The following is a 23,042-nucleotide window of genomic DNA, read 5'->3' on the forward strand; positions in this document are numbered from 1 at the left end:
GTATTAAAATAAACTTCAAAAAAGAAACTAAGTCCGCGCAGGATTAGAACCAGCGAAACGGTTCGACACCCGAGCATCGCGAGGTGAACGCACTTTAGTGCGACCCATCAGGGCAAGCCTCGAAGAGGCGCAGTAATCCAGCACGACCCACCATCAAGCCTCTTTTCCCAAGTTAAAATCGTCCTCCAAAAAAACAGGCCCTCGCAGGATTTGAAATAAGCGAAGCGGTTCGGCGCCTGAGCAACGCGAGGTGCGAACTTTTCCAATAATGCGGCTTACTCAGCGAAACTCCAGGCATATGTTAACAGGCGATGTAGTAGCGCTTGTAATCGCATCCTGTCGCTGCATACACGAGCACACTTGCTGCGAGTTCAGTAAGAAACCTGGCGCAAGTAATCGGTTTGTCAGCTAATGCGTAGCAATAGTGAACGCAGCAAACAGTCTGCCGTAATGTTCTAAAAAAGCGGTTGAAAAGCGCGCAAACGTTATTACGTTTGTAGTATGTAATTTTTATGACAGTCGGGTATAATCCACGGCCTTGTCGCAATACAGATGCAGGTTTCACGATGTCAGCAGTGTTTCGGGTGGATCAGGTAGAGTATCCATTCCCAAGCAAACCAGAACCATTAAGTGCCGATCGCAGAGCAACCTTAAAAGAAGAGATTAAGTCACTTCTAAAGGCGCGAAATGCGGTTATGGTGGCGCATTACTACACAGACCCCGAAATTCAGGCGCTAGCTGAAGAAACCGGAGGCTGTGTTGCTGATTCTCTTGAGATGGCGCGGTTTGGGCGGGATGCACAAGAGCAGACGCTGATCGTGGCCGGGGTTCGTTTCATGGGGGAGACCGCAAAGATCCTGAGCCCTGAAAAAACCGTGCTGATGCCAACCCTTGAGGCGACCTGTTCGTTGGATATTGGTTGTCCGGTAAAAGAGTTCAGCGAATTCTGTGACCAGCACCCTGACCATACTGTCGTGGTGTATGCGAATACTTCTGCGGCTGTGAAAGCGCGCGCTGACTGGGTAGTGACGTCCAGTATCGCATTGGAAATTGTCGAGCATCTGGACTCACAGGGTAAAAAAATTATTTGGGGACCGGATCGTCACCTCGGTTCTTATATTGCTAAGCAAACCGGTGCCGACATGCTGATGTGGCAGGGTGAGTGTATCGTACATGACGAGTTCTCTGCGCAGAAGCTTCAGGATATGAAAGCGTTGTATCCGGATGCGGCAGTTCTGGTACACCCTGAATCGCCTGCAAGCGTGGTAGAAATGGCAGATGCCGTAGGCTCTACCAGTCAGCTTATTAAAGCGTCTCAAACTATGCACAACGATACGTTCATAGTAGCAACAGACAAAGGCATCTTTTATAAGATGCAGCAACTGACACCAGGAAAGACGTTTATTGAAGCACCAACGGCCGGAAATGGCGCAACTTGTAAAAGCTGTGCTCACTGCCCGTGGATGGCGATGAATGGCCTGGAAGCGATTAAGCGCTCTCTGAGCGGTTCAACCGAAGGCCATGAAATCTTTGTTGACGACATGCTGCGTACCAAAGCACTAATTCCGCTGGACCGCATGCTGGACTTTTCGGCGCAACTTAAATTAAAAGTAGCAGGAAACGCTTAATATCTGGTCAGTTGGGTAGTTTTTCCCGACTTTATCTTGATTCAGCGCGCGAGTTTACCTACTATACGCGCGCTTAATCTGTTCTCAGGTGACAAAGTCGGGAGCAGAAGCGACAATCCGGAGAGATGGCTGAGTGGCTGAAGGCGCACGCCTGGAAAGTGTGTATACGTTTGTAGCGTATCGAGGGTTCGAATCCCTCTCTCTCCGCCAGATATAAAAGAACCGCCCTTGTGGCGGTTTTTTTGTACCTGTTAAGACAGTGCAAGCGGAAGGCTGAGAGTCGGGCCCGGTCAGTTGCGACCGAAACCGGTATTTACGTTACGATATGGCTGCCCTCGTTGGCAGTGAGTAAACCTTAGCGCCAGTGTGATATCTGAAACACAGCAATTAACACCGCAGGGAAAGGCCATCACACATTTTGAGGTTAAGTCATAATCTGCTATGAGGTTATTGCACGACCTTGTGTTGCTCATTGTGACTTTTGACACATGTGAGCTTTCACTACAGCCGTTAATATTCTGGTCACTAATAACGATGTAAGTGACGAAATTGATGATTAACTTATTTTTTCTACTGAGTTTATTTTTAACCACTTCCGCTGTTGCCGCTATTGATGTCGCCTATTCAGAACTCGATTTCATTAATCCTGACACACAACAGCCGGTTAAACTCTCTATCTGGTATCCAGCCGAAACACAATGTGAGGGGGCCAGGCTGTGCTTGTCCAAAACGACCCGTTTAGATCAAACCATCCTGCTATCCCACGGTGCAATGGGGTCGGCCAGAGAGCTCAATTGGATCGGGTATGCCACTGCATCACGAGGTTTTGTTACAGTAGGAATAAATCACTTTGGTGAGTCTTGGGTATATGGCCCTGAAAGTATTCAGCCACAAGCGGCAATAACGTTATGGCGTCGAGCCAGTGAAGTATCGGCGGTAATAAACCTGCTTCAACGGAACGCAGTGGATACGCAGGACCATCTCGCGTTACTGAATCGACCAGTAAACTGGCATAACATCACGGCAATTGGCTTTTCTTCTGGTGGCTCAACTGTCATCACCCTTGCGGGTGGCAGATATGCGCCTGCAAGAGCGCGGGATTACTGTGCATCAACTCGATCGCAGGGCGACTTGGGCTGCAACTATGTAAAGCATTCCTCTCAACAAACGTTTTCAATGGAAGAGGCAACTGCTGATTATCGCGAAGAACGAATTACTAAAGTGATTGCGCTTGACCCCGCGGCAGGGCCGATGACCACGGAAAAAAGTCTCGCTAACATTGCGATCCCGGTTATGATTTTCGCAGCCAAACAAAATGACTTTTTACCTTTTGATAATCACGCCGGTTACTACGCATCAGCCATTCCCAATGCCGCACTGTATTCGTTAGATAATGACGCGGGTCATTTTGTTTTTATCGATAAATGCCAGCACAATCATCAAGCAATGGGGATTTCACTATGTGAAGACCGAAGCGGCGTTGATAGAGAAAAAGTGCATCGTCAGCTTTACCCCAGACTAATTAAGTTTATTCACTCAGGAACGTAGGATCTGAGACTAAATACGTGAACGCGAGGTTGATAGCAAACAAATAAAAAGCCACGTCACAGCGTGGCTTTTATCTAAAACATACATAGTTGAACAGGGTTACTTAACGTTGTTTGGGAAACCCTGAAGCGAATTGGCTGTTATGCGCTAACCCCGAGCTGCCCACAAAGCAGCTTCAAATGGTGTACGCACCGAGTAAGCAACATAGCGCTGCCAGTTTTCCGCAGGAACACTGGAACAGCTGAACACGTCGTCGCAGTCGCGACCACGAATTCGGGTGCCGGTTGATTTCTTATGAATGTCTCTGGGCAGCGCTTTAAATAACGCCAGGCCGTGGTCAAGAATTTCACGCAGATTCGGGCCATTCACTTCAATCACCTCAAAGCGAGAGTCCTCAGGCGGCAAGCGCATGGCAGACAATTCTTTACTCTCATTACCAGGGAATAATGAATCCGGTGCACGCTCAACCGCAGCAACGGTTAACGGCATTTGCGTTGCGTTAAGAGCACCTTCCTCATTCAGGCGCGATAGCACGTAAATGACATTTCGGTTCTGTGACTTAATTGACGCTGCAATCCATTCATCGGCAATTTCCAGGTTTTTAAAACCATAGCGATCATTAGAAAGCACTTCACCCATAAAATAGATTGCATTTGGGTGGCCGCGTTTGGCCGCATCAGAAAGGTACGTAAGCCCTTTCTCACGGTCATCCTCATCGTCACTGGTCAACATTAAGAGACCGGCTTTGTATCTTCCCAGTACCGACCCCCATCGTGCCGCTTTCATGTAAGCGTCAAGGGCTTCTTCTTCATCGATTTCGGTTCCATAGCCATTCAGGTACATATCGCCAAGCATCGCTGCCGCGTCTATATGTGATTTTGCATAGCGCTTATAATCGTTGAAGTATTCTTTGCATTGGCTGGTATCGCACTTTCCGATTTTTACTTCTTCGGCAAGTACAGAGAAGGTGCTGAGGGTTGCTGCAAGTAGCAAGATTCTTTTTATCATTTTCACATCCTTGATGGTAATGGTGTTGTAACTTCATTAACCTTAACCCACTTTTTTTACTATGCACAAGTTTTGTGCGTGCGGTCTAACCGGTATCCCTTAGCCATATTAAGTAAACGCTTTTTTCCTGAAAGCGTGTGCAGAACATGGTTAAAACATCGTCAATCTCGCACTGCTGTTGGTTTTCATGAAGATCCTTCCATTCTTGAAAAGCCGTATACTTATATCTAAACCGAACAAAAAACGTAAATGTAAAAAAATGTTATCAGCGATGAATAAGGGGAAGCCGTTATGAAAGTAATGCGAATCGAAAATCCAGATGCCGGGCTGGACGGGTTGAAGATGACCGAGGAAGCAGAGCCAGGCAAGCCTGGAGATGGGCAGATAAAAGTCCGGCTGTTGGCAAGTTCGCTTAACTTTCATGATTACGGGGTGGCCAGCGGGCGAATGCCGCCGGAGAAAGGACGGATCCCACTTTCAGATGGGGCGGGTGTTGTAGAGGCTATTGGCGACAATGTCACCGCGCTGAAACCCGGTGACCGGGTTGTTTCTGTTTTTTTCCCTGACTGGGAAACGGGCGGGCCGACTATTGATAACTTCAGTCGTACACCTGGAGACGGCATCGATGGCTATGCCAGAGATTGTGTTATTACACCGGCCAACTGGTTTACACGTTCCCCCGCGGGTTGGTCGCACCAGGAGTCAGCCACAATTACAACAGCAGGGCTGACGGCCTGGCGGGCATTGGCCGTTGAAGCACAGTTAAAACCGGGGGATACCGTATTATTACTCGGTACCGGCGGCGTATCCATTTACGCGCTGCAAATCGCGAAGGCCTGTGGGGCGCGCGTAGCGATTACCTCTTCCAGTGACGAGAAGCTCGAAAAAGCCAGGGCCATGGGAGCCGATTACACAATTAATTACCGTGAACATGATAACTGGGGCGAACAGGTTCGCGGGTGGACCGGCGGGGAAGGCGTCGACCATGTTGTTGAGGTGGGAGGCCCTGTTACGCTGGCGAACAGCATACAAGCCTGTCGGGTTGGGGGAAATATCGTATTAATCGGTGTCTTGACAGGCCTCGGTGGCGACGTGCCTACCGCTGACTTGATGCGCAAACAGATTACGCTGACCGGCATTATCGTGGGCAGCCACAAGCATCAGCGCGACTTCGTCAAAGCGCTGGAGCACATGAAGTTTAAGCCAGTAATTGATAAGTCATTTCCGTTGGACAGTCTGGCAGACGCATTTCGCTATGAAGAATCCGGTGCCCATTTTGGTAAAATCTGTATCACGATATAACCGCAAAACAAACATCTGAAGTTCAACGATGTCGTTTTCACTTTGCGGCCACGCGAATTTCCGGTAAGCGTTATGGCCCTTGCCAGCGGCGAGAGTTGCTGGCAGTTGTCTCAGTACAGTGCTATAGGGTAATGTGTTGAAAGCGCTACCATTGAAAGGAAAGGGGTGTGTTAAAGCGAATTCTGGTTGGTATATCTGCTGCGGTCTGTTTACTGGCAGGGTGTCAGAGTAGTGACGACGACTACGGCAAGGCTGCGACTAAGGCCGACAACAACGTGTCGTCGGCGGTGCCGGTATCGCTCACTCAGCGTGATGGCAAATGGTTATTGCTTCGCGACGGCAAACCTTATTTTATCAAAGGGGCCGGAGGAAGTGCAGATTTAGCCTATCTGGCTGCCGTTGGTGGAAATTCGGTGCGAACCTGGAGCACTGAAAACGCCGCCCGGATCCTTGACGACGCTCACGCGCAGGGTCTGACCGTAATGCTTGGTCTGCATCTGGGGAAAGAACGCCATGGCTTTGATTACGACGATGCTGATGCCGTCGCGCAGCAACAAGATCGTGTTCGAAAGACTGTGCTGAAATACAAAGATCATCCGGCGTTGCTGGCATGGGGAATTGGCAATGAAGTCGATCTTTTTTATACCAATACGAACGTCTGGTATGCAGTGCAGGATATCGCTGCCATGATCCAGAAAATCGACCCTAATCACCTGGTTACCACTGTTGTAGCGGGTATCAATCAGGAAAAAGCGGACTTGATTGCCGCGCGGGTTCCCGACATTGATTTTCTGAGTATTAATATCTATGGCGGCTTGGAAAACTTACCACAAACGCTGGACGCTATCGGCTATCGCGACGCTTATGTGGTTACCGAGTGGGGTCCCACAGGTCACTGGGAAATCCAGAAAACTTCCTGGGGGGCACCTATTGAACAAACCAGTACAGAAAAAGCGGCGATTTATCAAAAGCGATATCAACGCGGTATTGCTGCCGCGCCTGACCAGGCGCTTGGGTCGTACGCCTTTTTATGGGGGCAAAAGCAGGAAACAACACCTACCTGGTATGGCGTTTTTACTGATTCTGGCAAACCGAATGAAGTGGTAGATACGCTTGAATATCTTTGGACGGGGGAGTGGCCGTCAGTGCGCGCGCCTTCTATCGAGCAATTTACTCTTAATGATCGAGTGGCTTCACAGAGTATTCGCTTGGTGGCGAATAGTACCGTCAACGCCCAGGTTGACCTGATTAGTGATGAAAATCAGTCACTGAACTTTCGCTGGGAAATTCTGCCGGAAAGTACCGACATAAAATCCGGTGGTGATCCGGAGTCGAGACCGTCAGCGATCACCGGTCGCATTATCTCCCATGATGGTAACGGTAGAATGCAGTTTGCCGCACCCGATGAACCCGGCGCTTACCGCTTGTTCGTGTACGCTGAAAATGAGGCCGGAAAAGTAGCCAACGCGAATATCCCGTTCTGGGTAAACAAAAGCACATAGCGCCAGGGTAAACTGGCTGCAACACAATATTCGAAGGCGTTATGACTTTAGATATTCACAGCGACGTTCGTACTTAGAATATTGGCTATCTGTGCAGACTATTTTACTATGAAAGGAATTCACTCTCACAAGAAAGCGTTATGAGTCTGGCTCAAATAATGACGACCCGGGTGGTCAGCGTGCATATGGACGATAAACTTTCCACCTTACAGTCGCTGTTCAACGCCACCGGATTTCATCACCTTCTGGTTGTTCACAACAATGAACTGGCGGGTATCATTTCCGATCGCGATATGCTGAAGGCGATAAGCCCGTTTATTGATACGATCAGCGAGCGCGAGAAAGACAGGGCCACACTGGATCGCAAAGCACATCAGATAATGACTCGTGATGTTATCACCGCAAACCCAAACGACACGATAGTGAAAGCTGTTAGCATTTTTAATCGGCACAAAATCTCATGCCTGCCGGTAGTGGATAAATTCAACCGACCCGTTGGTGTGGTCTCGTGGCGAGACATTTTGCGCTATGTCGAGGACATGGTAAATGTGAAAAAGCAGCGCTAGTTGTGCCAGCGCTGCCCTGAGGTAACCATGGTTTCTGATAACTCCGTCGGTCTATGCTTGTGAGGAGGGGCTGCGGTAGCTGACCCTGAACAGAAGGCTGTATAACACCGGTACCGCAATCAACGTCAGAACTGTCGCGAATGCCAGTCCTCCCATTATCGTCACCGCCATATCTGCAAAGAAGGCATCAAACAACAAGGGTGCCATTCCCAGTATTGTGGTGACGGCAGCCAGAGCAACCGGGCGTAAGCGGCTTTGGGTGGCATCGACAATGGCATTTCTTATTGCGCTGCCTTCTTCTATCTGAAGATCAATCTCTTCAATCAACACAATGGCATTTTTTATCAGCATGCCAAACAGACTTAAGAAACCCAGCAGTGACATAAAGCCAAACGGCATATCGGTAGCCAGCAATCCGGTGACAACACCGACAATGGCCATCGGCACAACCAGCCAGATAATTAATGGCTGTCGAATATGACCAAACAGCAGCACCGATATGATAAACATAACTAAAAAGCCAGCGGGCAGGCCTGCGCCCAGCGCCTTTTGAGCATCTGACGCGCTCTCAAATTCGCCTCCCCACTCGAGGGCGTAGCCGGGGGGCAGCGCAATAGCCTCTATTTGCGGACGGACTCTTGCCAGCGCATCCGCCGCAGTTTCATTCTCAGCAGGCTCTGCCATTACCGTAAGTGTGCGGATCCGTTCACGGCGATGGATACGTAACTCTTCAGATGTCATGTCAAGGCCACCGGAAACCTGCGCAAAAGGCACGTACTGGCGCTGCTGTGTGCTCCACACCTGGCTGTTTCTGACAGCCTGCAAGACATCCTCTTCCGGTTTCGCCATTTTAGCCAGAATGCCATAGGTATAATCGCCATCCTGCACTTCACCCAGCTCAAGGCCAGAGCTGGCATATTGTATTGTCTGACTGAAGTCTGCATGCGTGACGCCTGCTATCCCGGCATTGTAGTTGTCATACTGGGTATTTATTGCAATGCCTTTCTCCCGCCAGTCGTGCCGGATATCTTTGACATTCTTGTCTGCATGCAGGATTGCGACAGCCTGGTCTGCAAGTTTTCGTAACGTTGTGGTATCTGGCCCGGAAAAGCGCGCCTCCAGTTTTGCACCGGAACCCGGACCAAACTGCATACGCTCTATGTAGAAATTCGCATCGAGATCGATGCCCTCCAGTTCCGCAGGCAGCACGTCGGTGAGTGCCGGAATATCTGACTTGTCAGCCACACGCACCATCAGAAAGCCATAATTTTCATTGGCGCTTTTCGGGGCATAGGTGAGGGTAAAGCGGTCCGCGCCCTGGCCTATAAAAGTCGTCACAGAGGTAACTTTATTGTGACTTAGTATGCGTGACTCGGCTTCTTTAACAATACTTTCTGTAGATCTGATATCACGATCCTGAGGCCCCCAGTAGTGAACAAAGAAAAGCGGCGCATTTGATGGTGGGAAGAAGCCTTGCTTAACCAGACCAAAACTTCCGTAGGCCATCACAGTGATCAGTAACAAAATCCCAATAGTCAGCCAGCGAAACCGCAGCGCCTGATGAAGAAGTCCGATAAAACCCTGCTGAAACCGCGATACCTGGGTGGACGACTGCTGTGTCACGCCGCGCCGGTAAAAGTAAGCGCCAAGCACGGGCACCAGAGTGACCGCCAGTATCCAACTGAGTAGTAACGATACCAACACAACGGCGAACAGCGAGTAAAGGAACTCACCGGTGGCATCATCAGACAACCCAATACCCGAGAATGCGGCAATGCCGATAACAGTGGCGCCTAACAGAGGCCATTGCGTTCGCCGCACAATGAAGCTGGCAGACTCCTTCGCGGTGGCACCCGTGGCCATGCGTAACATCATGCCCTCCGCGACAACAATGGCATTATCTACCAGCATGCCCATTGCAATAACCATCGCGCCCAGCGAGATACGCTGAAGCTGGATCCCCATCAGCCACATAATCAGTACGGTACCCATTACGGTGATAAGCAGGACACTGCCCACTACAACCCCGGATCGCCATCCCATAAATACGCAAAGAGTCAGCGTTACCACTGCCACAGACATCACCAGGTTGAGAATAAAGCCGTCGACGGACTCATCGACGATGCTGGCCTGGTCGTAAATCGGGGCAAGCGTGATACCTACCGGGAGTTCTTGCAACAGTTGGTCGACTTTGGCGTCAACCTGGTGGCCGACATCAACGATATTGACATCTGACAGTGCAGAGACTGCCAGTGTAATTGCCTCGTGGCCGTTATAACGGATCCGGACGGGCTGAATATCAGCTGGCTCTAATTTTAGTGTCGCGATGTCGGCAATTCGCATCGACCGGTTGGTTCCAGGTACCACCACCGAAATGTTGGCGATTTCCTCAAGCTTGTCCGGTGCCCGTTCCACTATCAGGCGCACGCGCTTGTCATCAATGCGAACACGTCCTCCGTTAAACGGGCGCAAATTGTCTTTAAACAGGTTGATGAGGTCGGGAAACGAAATTCCCAGTCCCGCGAGTTGATAAGGGTCGATATACGCGACTATCTGCTCTTCCTGCACTCCGCTGACATTCACTTTCGCCACCCCTTCGGTTGTCAGTAGTTCGCGTCGGATGATCCGCGCAAATTCACGCATTTCACGCGGCGTGAAATCGGGAGCACTCAGGGCATAATACAGGCCATAAACGTCGCCAAAATCGTCGTATACCTGCGGATTTCCGGCACCAGCCGGCAGGGTCGGGGACACGTCCCGCAAGCGTTTGCGCAGCTCGTCCCAAATTTGCGGAAGCTGCGAGCCATCAAAGTGACGCTTCACTTCCACTGTAATTTCAGAGCGACCGGGAGAGGATACAGATGACAGCTTATACAGCTGTGGCATTTGCTGGATGGCAATTTCCAGCCTTTCAGTTACTTCGTGCTCTACTTTTTCAGCACTGGCACCTGGGAACCCGGTATACACTTTCACCTGTTTGATGGTAAATGCCGGGTCCTCGAGACGGCCAATCTCTGTCAGGGCGATGATGCCACCGAATAGCAAAATAACAACCAGCAGCCATACATTCACCGGCTTGGCAATAGCCTTACGAGCAATATCCATGATTACTCTCCCCGGTACGGCAGTACGATCATATCTTCCCGCATCTGCGAGGCACCGGCCGCAACGACTTGCTGGCCAGCAGAAAGGTCGCTGTGGATGACGGCCAGCTCATTCTGAATGTGCACGACTGAGACAGCAGCCGGGGAGACCTGTTTTGTGGTGTCGTCGTAAACCCACACGGTAAAGCCAGTTTCTTGCGAGCCAATTAACGCCTTTACAGGCAGCACCAACGCATCAGAATAAGGCGTTCCGGCCAATTCTACTTTTACCATCGCTCTGGCTCCAGGCGTAACGTTTACGCCCGGCTGTGGCTCCATAGCGAAAACAACCTCATAGGTTTGTGACACCGGATCCGGCTGGGTGCGATGCTCAACATATTCTACGGTGTACCACTGGTCTCTGGTTGTGGCCAGACTCGCCCGGGCACGCTTGATACCCCGTCCAATATTGGCTGTAAGTAACCGTTCAGGCACATTGATATTAAAATAAACTTTTGAAACATCTTGCAGCCTGGCAATCGGCTGGCCCGCATTGACTACACTGTTGTTTTCCACAAGACGTTCGGAAACCTGGGCATCGAAAGGGGCGGTTAGCTCGGTATAGCTAAGATCCTGTTGCGCATTTTGCAACTCGATTTCAGCCAGTTCGAATGCGGTTTTAGCGCTGTCCAGCGAGCTTTGCGACACCAAATCCTGATTAAACATACGCTGTATCCGGTCAAGCTCCCGGCGTGCCTGGTCGCGACGTGTCTGCTGTTCATCAACGCGGCGTGCAAATGGTTGACGATCAATAGTGGCCAGCAGATGGCCTTGGTTTACATCACTTCCGGGCACAATATCCAACTGCACCAGTCGTCCTGAAACTTCAAAGCTGAGATCAACGGTCTTCACCGCACTGACCATCGCCGGAAACGTAAACTCATCAAATGCAGGCACGGGTTCTACCGTGGCCAGTTTTACATATCTGGGTGCGGACTGACCGGCATTTTCCTCATTTAGCTTGTCAGAGCAGCCGGTTAACAAGAGCGCCGTTAACAGTATACCGGTGATGGACAATTTACAGTCAGGGAACATGGATACTCTCTATGTATGTTGGTGCTGATGATAAGTATAGCGACATATCGTCAGGCATCGTAAAAGTAAACTATGCAGTGCATTTTAGTGAGGTGCCATTGAAAAGTAAACTGTCGAGTGTAAAATAAGATTTCCGACAGCAAACGGGAATGTCATCTTCTATGAAAGCGGCAACGCGAACGCGCAGCGATGTAAAGCGAGCAGCCATCATTCAGGCAGCGAAACAGGCTTTTCAGGAATATGGCGTCAACGCCACCAGTATGGATAAACTGGCCGAGCTGGCGAAGGTATCGAAAAGAACGGTATATAATCATTTCAATGCCAAAGAAGAACTGGTGATGCACCTCATTAAAGAGTTGTGGCACAAAACCATGACCAGTATCGATGTGCGTTATGAGGCTGACAAAGCATTACATCCACAATTATCGGCGCTGTTGCGGGCAGAGGTTGAGCTAATTACCGGAGATGAGTATCTGGAACTGGCGCGTGTCGCGTTTGGATATTTCTTTTATAATCCGGATAAACTGAAAGACGAGATATCCCAGTTAACCGCACAGGAAACGGTGTTGCACCGTTGGCTGGTTGCCGCCCAGAGAGGCGGTCGTCTGCAGTTTGACGATCTTGACTTCGTGGTAAAAGAGTTGTCGAGCCTGCTGAAAGGACACTGTTTCTGGCCTCAACTATTAAAAATTGAGCCTCCACTTAGCAACAGTATGAAACACAAGGTAGCGGAAAGTACAGCGGCGATGTGTCTGAGCCGGTACGCGGTATAAATCTGCTGCGGTAAATACTGACAGCGTTGCTGTTAAGACCCCATCAGGCATGGCAATGTCTGTCCCAATGCGCTGCACGCAGCGTCCTCCATACCCCTCGTACCCTGATAGCAAGGCGCCGGCTGGCATTTGTGCGGAATGTGAAAGTCACGTCGGGCGGCAGTTCGGTTTTGCTAAATGAAAAGGTATTACAGTCAGGCGCTGTTGTCGCAGGCGTGAGCCGGGCGCATTAGCATGGGTGTGATTATTGTGCCGCAGGTGAGGGCGTATCATTGGCCTTACTCGTACGTTAGGAGCTGGATAGCAGGGGGCAAGGCAGGCTAATCCTTGCCTGCTATAACGCGCATGCAAACCTACAGTGACACTGGTCTTAGCGTTAACTAATAACCCTCATCGCTCCTGACTCTGATTAACCAGTGCGGGTGTTAGGTCGACTCAGGAAGATGCAAACTGAGTTAGTGCATCACCGTCCAGCCGGTAGCCCACCCATTCGCTTTTGGGTTTTGCTCCCAGCGACTCATAGAATTCAATAGCGGGTGTATTCCAGTCAAGCACACTCCACTCAAAACGGCCGCAGTCATTTTCTACGGCATGACGAGCCAGCGCTTTCAAAAGTGCTTTACCCAGACCTTTTCCACGGTAATCCGGAGAAACATAAAGATCTTCCAGATACAGTCCATTTTTACCCTGCCAGGTAGAGTAGTTGTAGAAATACACCGCAAAGCCTGCAGGCGCACCTTCATGCTCACACATGATGCAATGTGCAGTTGCGCCTTCACCAAATAACGTCCGGGCGATATCTGCTTCGGTAGACTCAACCTCATGCTCGGCTTTTTCATAAATTGCCAGCTCTGTGATAAATGCGAGGATCTGAGCGCAGTCTTCAACAGTTGCCGGACGAAGGGTTGTAGATTGTGACATGAGTGAACTCCTGAAAAATAATTGTTGTTATTACCATAGCCTGGTTGCCAGTTGTAGCGATAAGGCTTGCCAGAGGCGTTAGCCAGGCATATACCAGACCGGCAATCTCGTCTGCCCGCAAGTGTAAACAATCTTATGTTGCATCGCCTGCGTTATTACCTCACCACGCAGAGACGATGATGCGACAGGTAATAACGCTGTCGTTTATGCTCAGGTTAACGTGAAAGTTAATGATGTATCTCTGATACAGCGACGAGCGGACAGCGGCTTCACTGGTAATTTCCAGTGAGCATAACAAAAAAGACCGGCTGGTGCCGGTCAGTTAGGAGTAAGTGGTCGTGAAATCCGATAACTTGTCGTTGTCACCGGCCGACACCTTGCCTGGGAAGGTTTACCCCTCCGCCATGCAATGCGTAACGGAGGGGGGAGTTTATTTTTGCGGCGGTGATGACAGCGGATCGCTTTGCGGCAACGGCTGATTACGCTCACGGCGCTGGCGAATTTTTCCACCCATCCAGCGGAATGGCGCTCCCATGTCTATCAGGATCAGATAGAGACACGGCACCAGAATAAGCGTTACCAGCGTAGCGTAAAGCACCGCGAAGCCAAGCGCTACAGCCATTGGGATAACAAATGCTGCCTGTAAGCTGGTTTCAAACATAATTGGCAACACGCCAGCAAACGTCGTGATGGAGGTCAGGGTAATCGCCCGGAAGCGCGCAGCCCCGGCTTCTGACACTGCATCGCGAATGGAATATCCCTGCGCCCGGCGCTGATTGACATAATCTGTCATAACCAGGGAGTCGTTAATAACAACCCCCGCGGCCGCAATCAAACCGAACGTCGACATCATGCTTAAATCCAGGTCCATCAGGAAGTGACCCCAGATAGCACCGGTAAGACTGAACGGGATCACCGACATGATAATTAGCGGCTGTCCGTAGCTTTTCAGTGGTACGGCAAGCAGAATATACACCATTATCATCGCAGCCAGGAAGAACAGCATTTGCTCATTCTGCTGCGCCTGTTGCTCTTCGATGTCACCACCCAGCTCGGTCATTACCGACGGGAAGTCTTCTTTTAACTGTGGCAGCAGCTTTTCGCGTATCTGAGACACCACTTCATTAGGTTCGACAACCTCTTCATCAATGTTGCCCCACACGTAAACGCTACGGTAGCCGCCCTCGCGACGAATGTAGCTGATGCCCGGACGCTCTTCTAACTGCACAACGTCGCCAAGCATGACTTCACGTCCCGAAGGCGTAGTGATTACTGTGTATTTCAGATCTGCAAAGCGTTCGCGGGTCAGCTCCGGATAGCGCACCATTACCTTGACCTCTTCACCGTTACGGATCACGCGCTGGGCTTCACCACCGTAGAAACTGGCACCGACCTGACCTGCGATATTTGACAGTGTCAGCTCGAGATCATAAGCCACCGGCAACAGCGTCATCTGCACTTCTTTGCTGGCCGGATCGATAGTGGAGCTGATATCAAACAACCCTTCCTGTTGTTGCAGCATTTCTATGAATTTCAGGCCAGCGGCATTCAGCGTATCAATATCCGGCCCAAACAAGAGGTAGCCAAATTCACCGCCGTCACCCCCGCCATTCACATCATCCTGTACCGTGAAAGATTTCATTCCCGGTATTTCAGGAATAGCTTCACGCCAGCGACGTGCAAGTTCGAAAGTATTGAACGGGCGCTCATCTTCGTGGATAAGCGGAGTCATAATGCGCCCTTCAGTGCGACTTTCATTGAAAGCCAGCAGATCCCGTACCATGCCGGTACCGTGTTCGCGCTCAATTTCTTTATCTACCTGCATTATCGTTTGTTCGATAATTTGTAGCGCGCGAATGGTCGCCATATCGGAGACGTTTTCGTTCATCTCGATATTGACGCTAGGGAAGTCATGAGGCACTTTCGGGTTTGGCACCATGCGGACGTAGTTGGCTGAGATGAGCCCCCAGCTAATCATCAGCATCGCGACAAACATGATCAGAACTGCCCACCGCCATTCCAGCGCTTTTTCAACGGTCCGTTGGTAGGGGCCTTTAATAAAGCCCTGGAACCTATTATTGAACCTGGCCCGCCAGCTATTGGGTTTTACAGGTGAAAAGCGGGTGTGAGCGATATGTGCAGGGAGGATCAGCTTGGATTCAATGAGTGAGAAAAACAGACACAAAATCACCACAACAGCGATGTTGTAGAAGAAGGCACCATCCGGACCGCTACTTAATGTAAAAGGCGCGAATACCGCAATGGTTGTCAGAACACCAAACGTTGCCGGGGTTGCTACTCGCTTAGCGCCGCGAATGACATTATCGACGCCGCCACCTTTGCTCTCAATTTCGGTGTAGGCGCTTTCTCCTATGACGATGGCATCGTCCACCACAATACCCAGTACCATAATAAAGGCGAACAGTGAGAGAATATTAATACTGATCCCAAACAGCGGCATCATCATTACGGCGCCAAGGAAGCAGATAGGTAGCCCCAGCATAACCCAGAACGCCAGTCTGAAACGCAGAAACAGCGTCAGCATCAGGGCAACCAGGATGGAACCCTGAAACAGATTCGACAACATCATGTTCAGGCGCGCATCAAGGTAATAGGTCATATCAACCAGAACTTCCAGGCTTACCCCTTCCGGCAGTTCCTTGTTTTTCTGTTCGATATACGCTTTTACCGTCTCGGCAACCGGCATAATATTCTGATGCTTGGTGCCTTTCACCGCGATAAACATGGCATTTTTGCCGCTGTACTTGAAGTATCGTTCGCCTTCAACGAAGCCATCTCGGATATCGGCAACATCAGACAGCAGCACGCGCGAGCCATTTTCACCTATCTTCACGGGAATGCTGGCAAACTCGCGGCCATCGTAATACTGGTTTTCAACGCGAACGGAGATGATACCGGATTCAGTACGTAACTGGCCTGCAGACATATTGGCTGAGTAAGAACGAATAGCGCTGGCAACATCGTTAATGCTCAAACCATAACGACGCAACATATCCGGCTTTATCTCAACGGCAATTTCATCATCGGGAACGGCCAACTGCACCAGCGAAATGTTGCCCAGGTGAAGCAACTCATCTTCTACCTCTTTGGCCAGCACTTTTAGCTCGCTCAGGGGCAGGTCGCCCACAATCGGCATTTCGATAATCTGTTGCTGGAACTCCGCCTGTGAAATGTTTACTGGCTCCATACCGGCAGGGAAGGTAGCAATGCCGTCAACCCGCAGTTTGACTTTGTCGAGGACGTCGGTCAGCTCTTCACCCTGTTCGATTTCCAGGCTGATGCGTCCGTAATTGCGAAATGCACGGGAAACACTCTGTTTAATTTCAGAGACGTCTTTAAGCGATTCTTCAATTTTTATCAGAATGCTTTCTTCAATTTCCTGAGGTGAGGCTCCAGGATACTGGGCTGAAATATTGATGTAGTTGAACTCTATGTTCGGAAACATCTGGCGCTGTATGGTGTTGTAACCGGCAATACCCATAATGATGACAAAAATCATCAGCAGGTTCGCAGCAACAGAATTTCGCGCAAACCAGGCTATTATGCCTGTGTGCGTGTCATAAGATTCCTTCATGGGAACTCCTGTTAGCTGTCAGTATTAGGACGCTGGGCCGTCAGATCGCGTTTATCTTCGATCACCTTGACGGCCATACCGTTTTGCGGATACTCAGGCAGTGTCATGACCACACGCTCGCTGTCGAACTGGCCCTGGATCAGAAAGTAGCCGCCATCCTCACGCACAACGGATACCTGCTGTGATACCAGCTTCTCTTCGTTATTGAGGGTCCACAAACGGTTGTTAGTGACCAGTTCCTGTGGCACTTTGTAGACATCATCCAGAGTTCTGCCATCAAAGGTTACTGTGGCATAGCTGCCGAATTTCATTACGGGCTTATCTGAACGCAGCGCGTAAGGATCATCGATACGGGCAACAAAATGCATCATTCGTGTGTCTTGATCGACAATACCGGTGTCGCGATGAATGGTGCCCTGGCGTTCAGAATTGTTATACCCATCGATGCTGATAACAGCGCGCTTGCCGGCTAAATCACCGGGTAAAAATGAACGGTCAAAGCCCGCAATCGGGAAGGTAATTTCAGCGGTTTCAATATTGTTCAGCACCGCGGCGACTTTACCCATGGTGACGAAATCACCTTTGCCGATATCCCGTGACACAATAAGTGCGTCATAGGGTGCTCTGACTTCCGTATTCTGCAAATCACGTTTAGCGATACGAAGCTGCGCCTCTGCAGACTTCACCGCAGCCTCGGCACTCATTACCTGTGGCTTGCGCAAATACAAATCGGTGACACGGCTGTCAGGGAGGGTTTTGGCTTCTCTGGCTGCAACTTCAGCTTGCGCTTTTTCCTGAATCAGCTGCGCCTGCGCACTTGACAGGTTGGCTTCCGCCTGCAGCAGCGCTGCCTCATAGCTGTCTTTTTCAATGGTAAACAGCAAGTCACCGCGCTTGACTACACCGCCAGCAATAAAGTTAGGATTCCACGACTCCACTTCTCCGGCAACCTGTGCTGCCAGGTTGGTTGATTCCAGTGGCGTGATCTCGCCGTAGGAGGTCAATTGTACGGTGAAGTTAATCGGCTCCACTTTTTCTACTGTGACGGTGGGACGTGTATCTACCTGGTCGGTAATAATATCGTCAGAGGCAGTGGCTTCAATGCCTTTCATCGCTATATAACCTACTGCGAAAATCGCAACTGGTAATACAATTTTGGTCCATTTCATGCTGAATACTTCTCTTTTAAAAAAAGTCGGATTAATAGTAACGCGTATCGTGTTAACAAACAGCGGTCAATTGTAACGAACTATGAGTAACTGGTGTGTATATTTTTCGTTTTATTTTTACCTGGGCATGACGACGGGGCTTGTTACTCAGGTGGGGTAGACAGGTATATATCGGAACGGGCAGAACTAATTAATCGCTTAATTGTGTAGCCGCAACCACACAGTTTCGGCCCAGCGACTTCGCTTTATAAAGGGCTTTGTCAGCCAGCGATAAGGCACGGTCAAGTTCCACATCGGCGTTAACCTCGCAAACACCGAAGCTGGCTGTGACCTCAATGCGCTTGCCATCAAACAAAATGGGATTGTGTGCTAATGTCTGACGAATTTTGTCAGCCAGGATCACGGCGTTAGCCTCTGGTGTCTCCGGCAGGACGAATAAAAACTCCTCACCCCCCCAGCGTGCAACCTGATCCTGCTTTCGCAATCGCTGCACAAATAACTTTGATATCCGGATTAACACATTATCGCCGTTGTCATGGCCATGATTGTCGTTGATTAATTTGAAATGGTCTATATCCGCCAGTACTACTGAGAAGGGACGGCCGTTACGATCTATGCGGGCCAGCTCAAAGTTCAGGTGTTGCTGAATACCCCGGCGGTTTGGCAGACGTGTTAACGGGTCATGTAGTGCCTGTTGTTCAAACTGCTCACTCAGCTTTTGCATAGTTTCAAACGTGCGCTGGCGGCTGTATTCGTAAAATGCTGATAGAAACGTTACCGTCATGAATGAGTAAATAAGACGAGTTTTAAATTCGAAGGTGTACTCTGTCATTAACAGGCGGCCATCTGGGAAAAACAGCAACACACTAATTAGCAGTGTAAATCCGAAGATTGAAATAAGTCCGCGACGGAATCCGCCAAAAAACATCGCCACAGGCGGAACGATATATATCCATAACGGGCCAGTGCCGCTTTTCCCGCCGGTTACAGTTAATATCGCCATCAACCCCATTAAGCAGGTCAGCAGCAGATTCATGGATAGAATACGACCTACCGCACCGTCAATACGCAGATGTAATTGCTGTGAAATCCCAAAGACGATGGTGGCAACGAATAGGGTCAGTGACAGCGGGAAGTCGCTGGCGGTAAATGCTCGCAGCCCCAGAACGAGCGTGATGGAAACACCGACAAAAGCAAAGAGGTTGATAACCACGATTTTGCGGTTCGTTTCTTCATTGAACTGGTCACTGCATCCTTGTTTAACCAACCTGCGAAGGTTTTCAACAATCATAGCGTTCCTGAATTAGGTTTTTACTCGTGCAGCAATATCGGCACTTAACCGGATAATCGCTTCACGCATCATATCGACCGCATGAGGAAATCCATCCTGTTCCAGTCTGATACGATAATCAAAATGCTCACTTACGCCATCTGAATCCGGGGTGTCAACCCAATACCGGCCTTTCAGTACAACTTCACCCTGCCAGGTAGAAATCAGATCGTCTATCTGAATACTAACAGTAGCCGCTTCTTCATTGAGTGAGCGTCTGCTGGCAGGGAGTACATTAAGCCCTTCTGCTGCCAGTGCGGTCGACAATGCCTGTACGAAACTGTTAGAAATGGGCTCCGCCCACACGTGTTTCGGCGAAAAGTGCAGCGTGGTAGATCCGGTTTGTATCGCCAGGCTTCGTTGTTTAAGGTATTCCGGCAACAGCAACTGATCGAGGGTAATCACAGTGGCATCATCATGCTGCTTCAATGACCCGTTGGGCGAATGCAGTAGATAGTACTGCAAGTGTGAGGGTTGGCTAGCGCAGCCCATTAACGACAGCATTGCCGCGCAAAGTAATGCCACTACTTTCATATTTTTCCCTACTCCTGACTTCTGGCGGCTTTTGGCTGAATATCATTACCCTGATCATCAGAAAATATCAGGCTGTTTGGCGATTTGTTCAACTGTAACAACAATGGCTGAATATTACGCAGCGTTTCCTGCATTGTGTCCACCGTTTCTTTAATTTCGCTTTGACTCAGGCCGCCTTCGGAATAGTTTTTCAGTAAGGCTTCCATGCTGATGAGTACATTATTCAGGTTATCGTTTATCGCTTCGGCATCAATACTGGTGACCAGGTGGTCAAAGTCATTGCTGGTGGCTTCTACTGAGGCCGCAGCCTCTTTCATATCAAGCAGCGCAGTGCGAACATCATGAACCATGCCTTCCAGAGGTAGTGCATTGATTTTATCCAGAATAGCATCGGCCTTCTGCGTAATTTGGGTAAACTCATTCGAGACAGTGGGAATGACATCATAGCCATTGATAGTTCGAAGTGACGCGGATTCTGCATTTTTTACATGTTGTAAATCGATATACAGGCCACCAGTCAGCACGTTACCCATGCGTAATGTTGCGCGCAAATCCTGTTGTAGCCACCGGCGCATTGTTTCCTTCACAAATGCGAGTCCTTCCTGTGTATCCTGGCGGCGTACTTTACCCGGATAAATATTGATAAGCACAGGAATCGGATAGTTTTCCTCCAGAATGTTGCCTTCTATCGCTGAAACGACGTTGATCGCCAGTACTTCACCAATTTCAATGCCGCGGTATTCGACAGGAGCCCCCACCGTGAGCCCCCGTACGCTTTCGTCGATAAGTAGCAGATATTCTGCTGCCAGCTTATAACGCGCATTTGAGGCTGCTTCCCGATCCGGGTAAATGGTAAAAAATGCGTTTTCTACTACCTGTTCGCCGGGCTGAACGCCGTCGGGGATACCAAAGGTAATGCCGTTAGCGAGCAGGGTTTCCAGACTACCTGTTTCCACTTTAAGGCCACTGGAGGCCAGTTGAAATCTAACCCCGCTGACATTCCAAAACCGCGTGTTTTGCGTGATCAGCCTATGATAAGGCGCTTCGATAAACGCATCATAGTACACAACACGTTCTTCTATATTAAAATAAGCATCTTCAAATTCGCCGACTTTAAAGCCTTTGTAGATGATTGGGTCGCCAGGTTTGTAGGCAAATTCATCATCGCTGTTAAGTGTCAGATGTAGACCGGGGGTGCCAGGAGGGGTCACCGGCGGACGGTCGAGGGCGATAAAATTGTATTGTTCTTCACCGGTATCGTCAGCGCTCATGGCGATATAACTGCCAGACAACAGCGTATTTAATCCGGATACTTCAGAAAAGCTGATACGTGGGCTAACCATCCAGAATTCGGTGTTTTCAGTCAGCAGATGCTCGGCACTGGCATCAATTCTAGCGGTGACCAATACGCCGTCTAAATCCGGTTTTAACTCGATTTTCTTTACAACCCCCACGTCAAGATCGCGGGCTTTGACGGGAGTTTTGTTAACCTCAATGCCCGTGGCTGACGGCATTTCTATGGTGATAAGCGGGCCCTGATTTTGCCATTGGTAAAACACCATCCAGGCGCCCACAATAATGGCAACAATTGGAATCAGCCACACTTTGGAGATACGGGAGGTTGGTTTTACTTGTGCTTCATTATTCATTCAAACGTCCTGCTGATGCTGGCTGCCTTGCCAAATCAGGCGTGAGTCAAAAGTCATTGCGGCTATCATAGTAACAAACACAACCGCACAAAATGCCAGCGCTGCCGGACCCGGGAAAATGGACAGGGTATTGCCCAGCTGAATCAGCGCAACCAGCACTGCTACTACAAACACATCAATCATCGACCACCGGCCGATACCCTCTGTGAACCGATAGTACCGGATACGTCGTGACTGGCGTTTTAACTGCCCGGTCTGAACACTGTAATTCAGCCATCCCAGGATCGCGATTTTCACTACGGGTACCACAACACTGGCGATGAGGATAATTAATGCTACAGGATAAGAGCCTGATTCCCAAAGTGATATTACGCCTCCCACAATCGTATTTGGCTCTGATTTGCCAAACAACTCAGTTTGCATAATGGGCAGCATATTGGCAGGAATGTACAGTAGAGACGCCGTTATAAGCAGCGCCCAGGTGCGCTGAATACTCTGTGATGCCTCCAGCTCAGTAAGCGGCTTCGGTGCAGGTAATTCACCATCGTTCAGCCACAACGCATACTGGTTTTTGTCAAAATATACCATTGATAATGTCATACATAGCGTAAACCCAATGAACGCATAAAACGACATGCCAATGCTGACGTCGGCAAGTTCTGTAATTTTTATCAGACTCACCAGTGTACCGACCAGAAAAATTTCCGCCATACTCCAGGGCATTAACCAACAGACAGCCCGGTAAACCCGTCGCAGATAATCTGGCCGCTGATTGTTGATTCTCGCAATGCTCAACACCACAAACCCAAGCAATACCATGCCCGGTAGCAATAAGGTGGCCAGGCCGGTAATTATTGCAAGAGATACGTAGTCATTGTCGATTAACACGGCCAGGCCGCCGGGCAAGTCGATACTGTGCTTTTGTCCGCTTGCACGGAAAGAAAGAAAATTGAAAGGTAGGGACAGGAGCAGAAATATCAGCGCACTAAAAGCAAAGGCAACCAGACTCTGTGCTTCATTTCGGCGATATGTCAGTAAGGTATGACCACAGCGGGGACAAACAGCACGTTGACGGTGACCCAACGTTGGCACCGATACCGTGTAATCACATTGTTCGCAGGTTATCTGCTTGGGAACCAATCCAGAAGTCATCTCAACCAGACATCACACCTTATCAAAAGTCAGTTTGAGAATACCGCATTCTCTGGCGTCCGCCAAACATCGCCTTTGATAGAGAAGCTAAACGGAAAATGAAAAACAATGAGTACATCAGATAGTGGCGTATTGATCATATTGTCGCGTTGCAGGCGCTGTACATGCCGGATAGTAACAATGCTGT

At 49.7% G+C, this 23,042-nt stretch carries 16 protein-coding genes and 1 tRNA gene; 7 read left to right on the forward strand and 10 right to left on the reverse strand.

The features are described 5' to 3' along the window. Positions 1-566 precede the first annotated feature (566 nt). The 3 genes from nadA to ACLBLI_RS06760 all read left to right on the forward strand — a co-directional run bounded on the left by nadA (position 567) and on the right by ACLBLI_RS06760 (position 3,176). Positions 567-1,628 carry a quinolinate synthase NadA gene (gene nadA / locus ACLBLI_RS06750; protein ID WP_414830349.1) on the forward strand — a complete coding sequence of 354 codons (1,062 nt, stop codon included), beginning with the start codon at positions 567-569 and terminating at the stop codon, positions 1,626-1,628. A gap of 119 nt (positions 1,629-1,747) precedes the next feature. Then, positions 1,748-1,838, forward strand: a tRNA-Ser gene (locus ACLBLI_RS06755). 342 nt (positions 1,839-2,180) lie between these two features. Further along, on the forward strand, positions 2,181-3,176 hold the full coding sequence (locus tag ACLBLI_RS06760; protein ID WP_414830350.1) for an alpha/beta hydrolase family protein: 996 nt from the start codon (positions 2,181-2,183) through the stop codon (positions 3,174-3,176). Positions 3,177-3,323: 147 nt separating this feature from the next. Here ACLBLI_RS06760 and ACLBLI_RS06765 read toward each other — a convergent pair whose 3' ends face one another. Next, positions 3,324-4,184, reverse strand: a complete 861-nt coding sequence (locus tag ACLBLI_RS06765; protein ID WP_414830351.1) for a tetratricopeptide repeat protein — start codon at positions 4,182-4,184, stop codon at positions 3,324-3,326. A 291-nt stretch (positions 4,185-4,475) separates the two neighbouring features. On the opposite strand from ACLBLI_RS06765, the gene ACLBLI_RS06770 reads away from it, so the two are divergent. The 3 genes from ACLBLI_RS06770 (at position 4,476) to ACLBLI_RS06780 (ending at position 7,554) form a co-directional block, all read left to right on the forward strand. Then, entirely contained in the window at positions 4,476-5,486 is a 1,011-nt protein-coding gene (locus ACLBLI_RS06770; protein ID WP_414830352.1) for a zinc-dependent alcohol dehydrogenase family protein, read from the forward strand. Positions 5,487-5,653: 167 nt separating this feature from the next. Further along, positions 5,654-6,988 (forward strand): glycoside hydrolase family 2 TIM barrel-domain containing protein, encoded by a 1,335-nt coding sequence (locus ACLBLI_RS06775; protein ID WP_414830353.1) that lies wholly within the window; start codon positions 5,654-5,656, stop codon positions 6,986-6,988. Positions 6,989-7,128: 140 nt separating this feature from the next. Then, on the forward strand, positions 7,129-7,554 hold the full coding sequence (locus ACLBLI_RS06780) for a CBS domain-containing protein (RefSeq protein ID WP_414830354.1): 426 nt from the start codon (positions 7,129-7,131) through the stop codon (positions 7,552-7,554). A 51-nt stretch (positions 7,555-7,605) separates the two neighbouring features. Here ACLBLI_RS06780 and ACLBLI_RS06785 read toward each other — a convergent pair whose 3' ends face one another. Together ACLBLI_RS06785 and ACLBLI_RS06790 are read right to left on the reverse strand one after the other, a co-directional pair. Further along, positions 7,606-10,659 carry an efflux RND transporter permease subunit gene (locus ACLBLI_RS06785; protein WP_414830355.1) on the reverse strand — a complete coding sequence of 1,018 codons (3,054 nt, stop codon included), beginning with the start codon at positions 10,657-10,659 and terminating at the stop codon, positions 7,606-7,608. A gap of 2 nt (positions 10,660-10,661) precedes the next feature. After that, on the reverse strand, positions 10,662-11,732 hold the full coding sequence (locus ACLBLI_RS06790; RefSeq protein WP_414830356.1) for an efflux RND transporter periplasmic adaptor subunit: 1,071 nt from the start codon (positions 11,730-11,732) through the stop codon (positions 10,662-10,664). 149 nt (positions 11,733-11,881) lie between these two features. Between ACLBLI_RS06790 and ACLBLI_RS06795 the strand changes: the two genes are divergently transcribed. Then, a complete protein-coding gene (locus ACLBLI_RS06795; protein ID WP_414830357.1) occupies positions 11,882-12,505 on the forward strand; it encodes a TetR/AcrR family transcriptional regulator in 624 nt (207 codons plus the stop codon). A 435-nt stretch (positions 12,506-12,940) separates the two neighbouring features. Here the strand turns inward: ACLBLI_RS06795 and ACLBLI_RS06800 are convergent, their stop codons facing one another. The 7 genes from ACLBLI_RS06800 to ACLBLI_RS06830 form a co-directional block, all read right to left on the reverse strand. After that, on the reverse strand, positions 12,941-13,426 hold the full coding sequence (locus tag ACLBLI_RS06800; RefSeq protein WP_414830358.1) for an N-acetyltransferase family protein: 486 nt from the start codon (positions 13,424-13,426) through the stop codon (positions 12,941-12,943). A gap of 430 nt (positions 13,427-13,856) precedes the next feature. Further along, the gene (locus ACLBLI_RS06805; protein WP_414830359.1) at positions 13,857-17,021 is read right to left on the reverse strand and encodes an efflux RND transporter permease subunit; all 3,165 of its coding nucleotides are present in this window, start codon (positions 17,019-17,021) and stop codon (positions 13,857-13,859) included. 11 nt (positions 17,022-17,032) lie between these two features. After that, complete coding sequence (locus ACLBLI_RS06810; protein WP_414830360.1) at positions 17,033-18,190, reverse strand: efflux RND transporter periplasmic adaptor subunit; 1,158 nt, start codon at positions 18,188-18,190, stop codon at positions 17,033-17,035. 190 nt (positions 18,191-18,380) lie between these two features. Next, the gene (locus ACLBLI_RS06815) at positions 18,381-19,481 is read right to left on the reverse strand and encodes a GGDEF domain-containing protein (RefSeq protein ID WP_414830361.1); all 1,101 of its coding nucleotides are present in this window, start codon (positions 19,479-19,481) and stop codon (positions 18,381-18,383) included. A 12-nt stretch (positions 19,482-19,493) separates the two neighbouring features. Further along, positions 19,494-20,054, reverse strand: a complete 561-nt coding sequence (locus tag ACLBLI_RS06820; RefSeq protein WP_414830362.1) for a membrane integrity-associated transporter subunit PqiC — start codon at positions 20,052-20,054, stop codon at positions 19,494-19,496. Positions 20,055-20,062: 8 nt separating this feature from the next. Further along, on the reverse strand, positions 20,063-21,703 hold the full coding sequence (gene pqiB / locus ACLBLI_RS06825; protein ID WP_414830363.1) for an intermembrane transport protein PqiB: 1,641 nt from the start codon (positions 21,701-21,703) through the stop codon (positions 20,063-20,065). Continuing rightward, on the reverse strand, positions 21,704-22,855 hold the full coding sequence (locus ACLBLI_RS06830) for a paraquat-inducible protein A (protein WP_414830364.1): 1,152 nt from the start codon (positions 22,853-22,855) through the stop codon (positions 21,704-21,706). Positions 22,856-23,042 lie beyond the last annotated feature (187 nt).

It is taken from the genome of Alteromonas sp. H39 (assembly GCF_047556435.1).
Classification (GTDB): domain Bacteria; phylum Pseudomonadota; class Gammaproteobacteria; order Enterobacterales; family Alteromonadaceae; genus Alteromonas.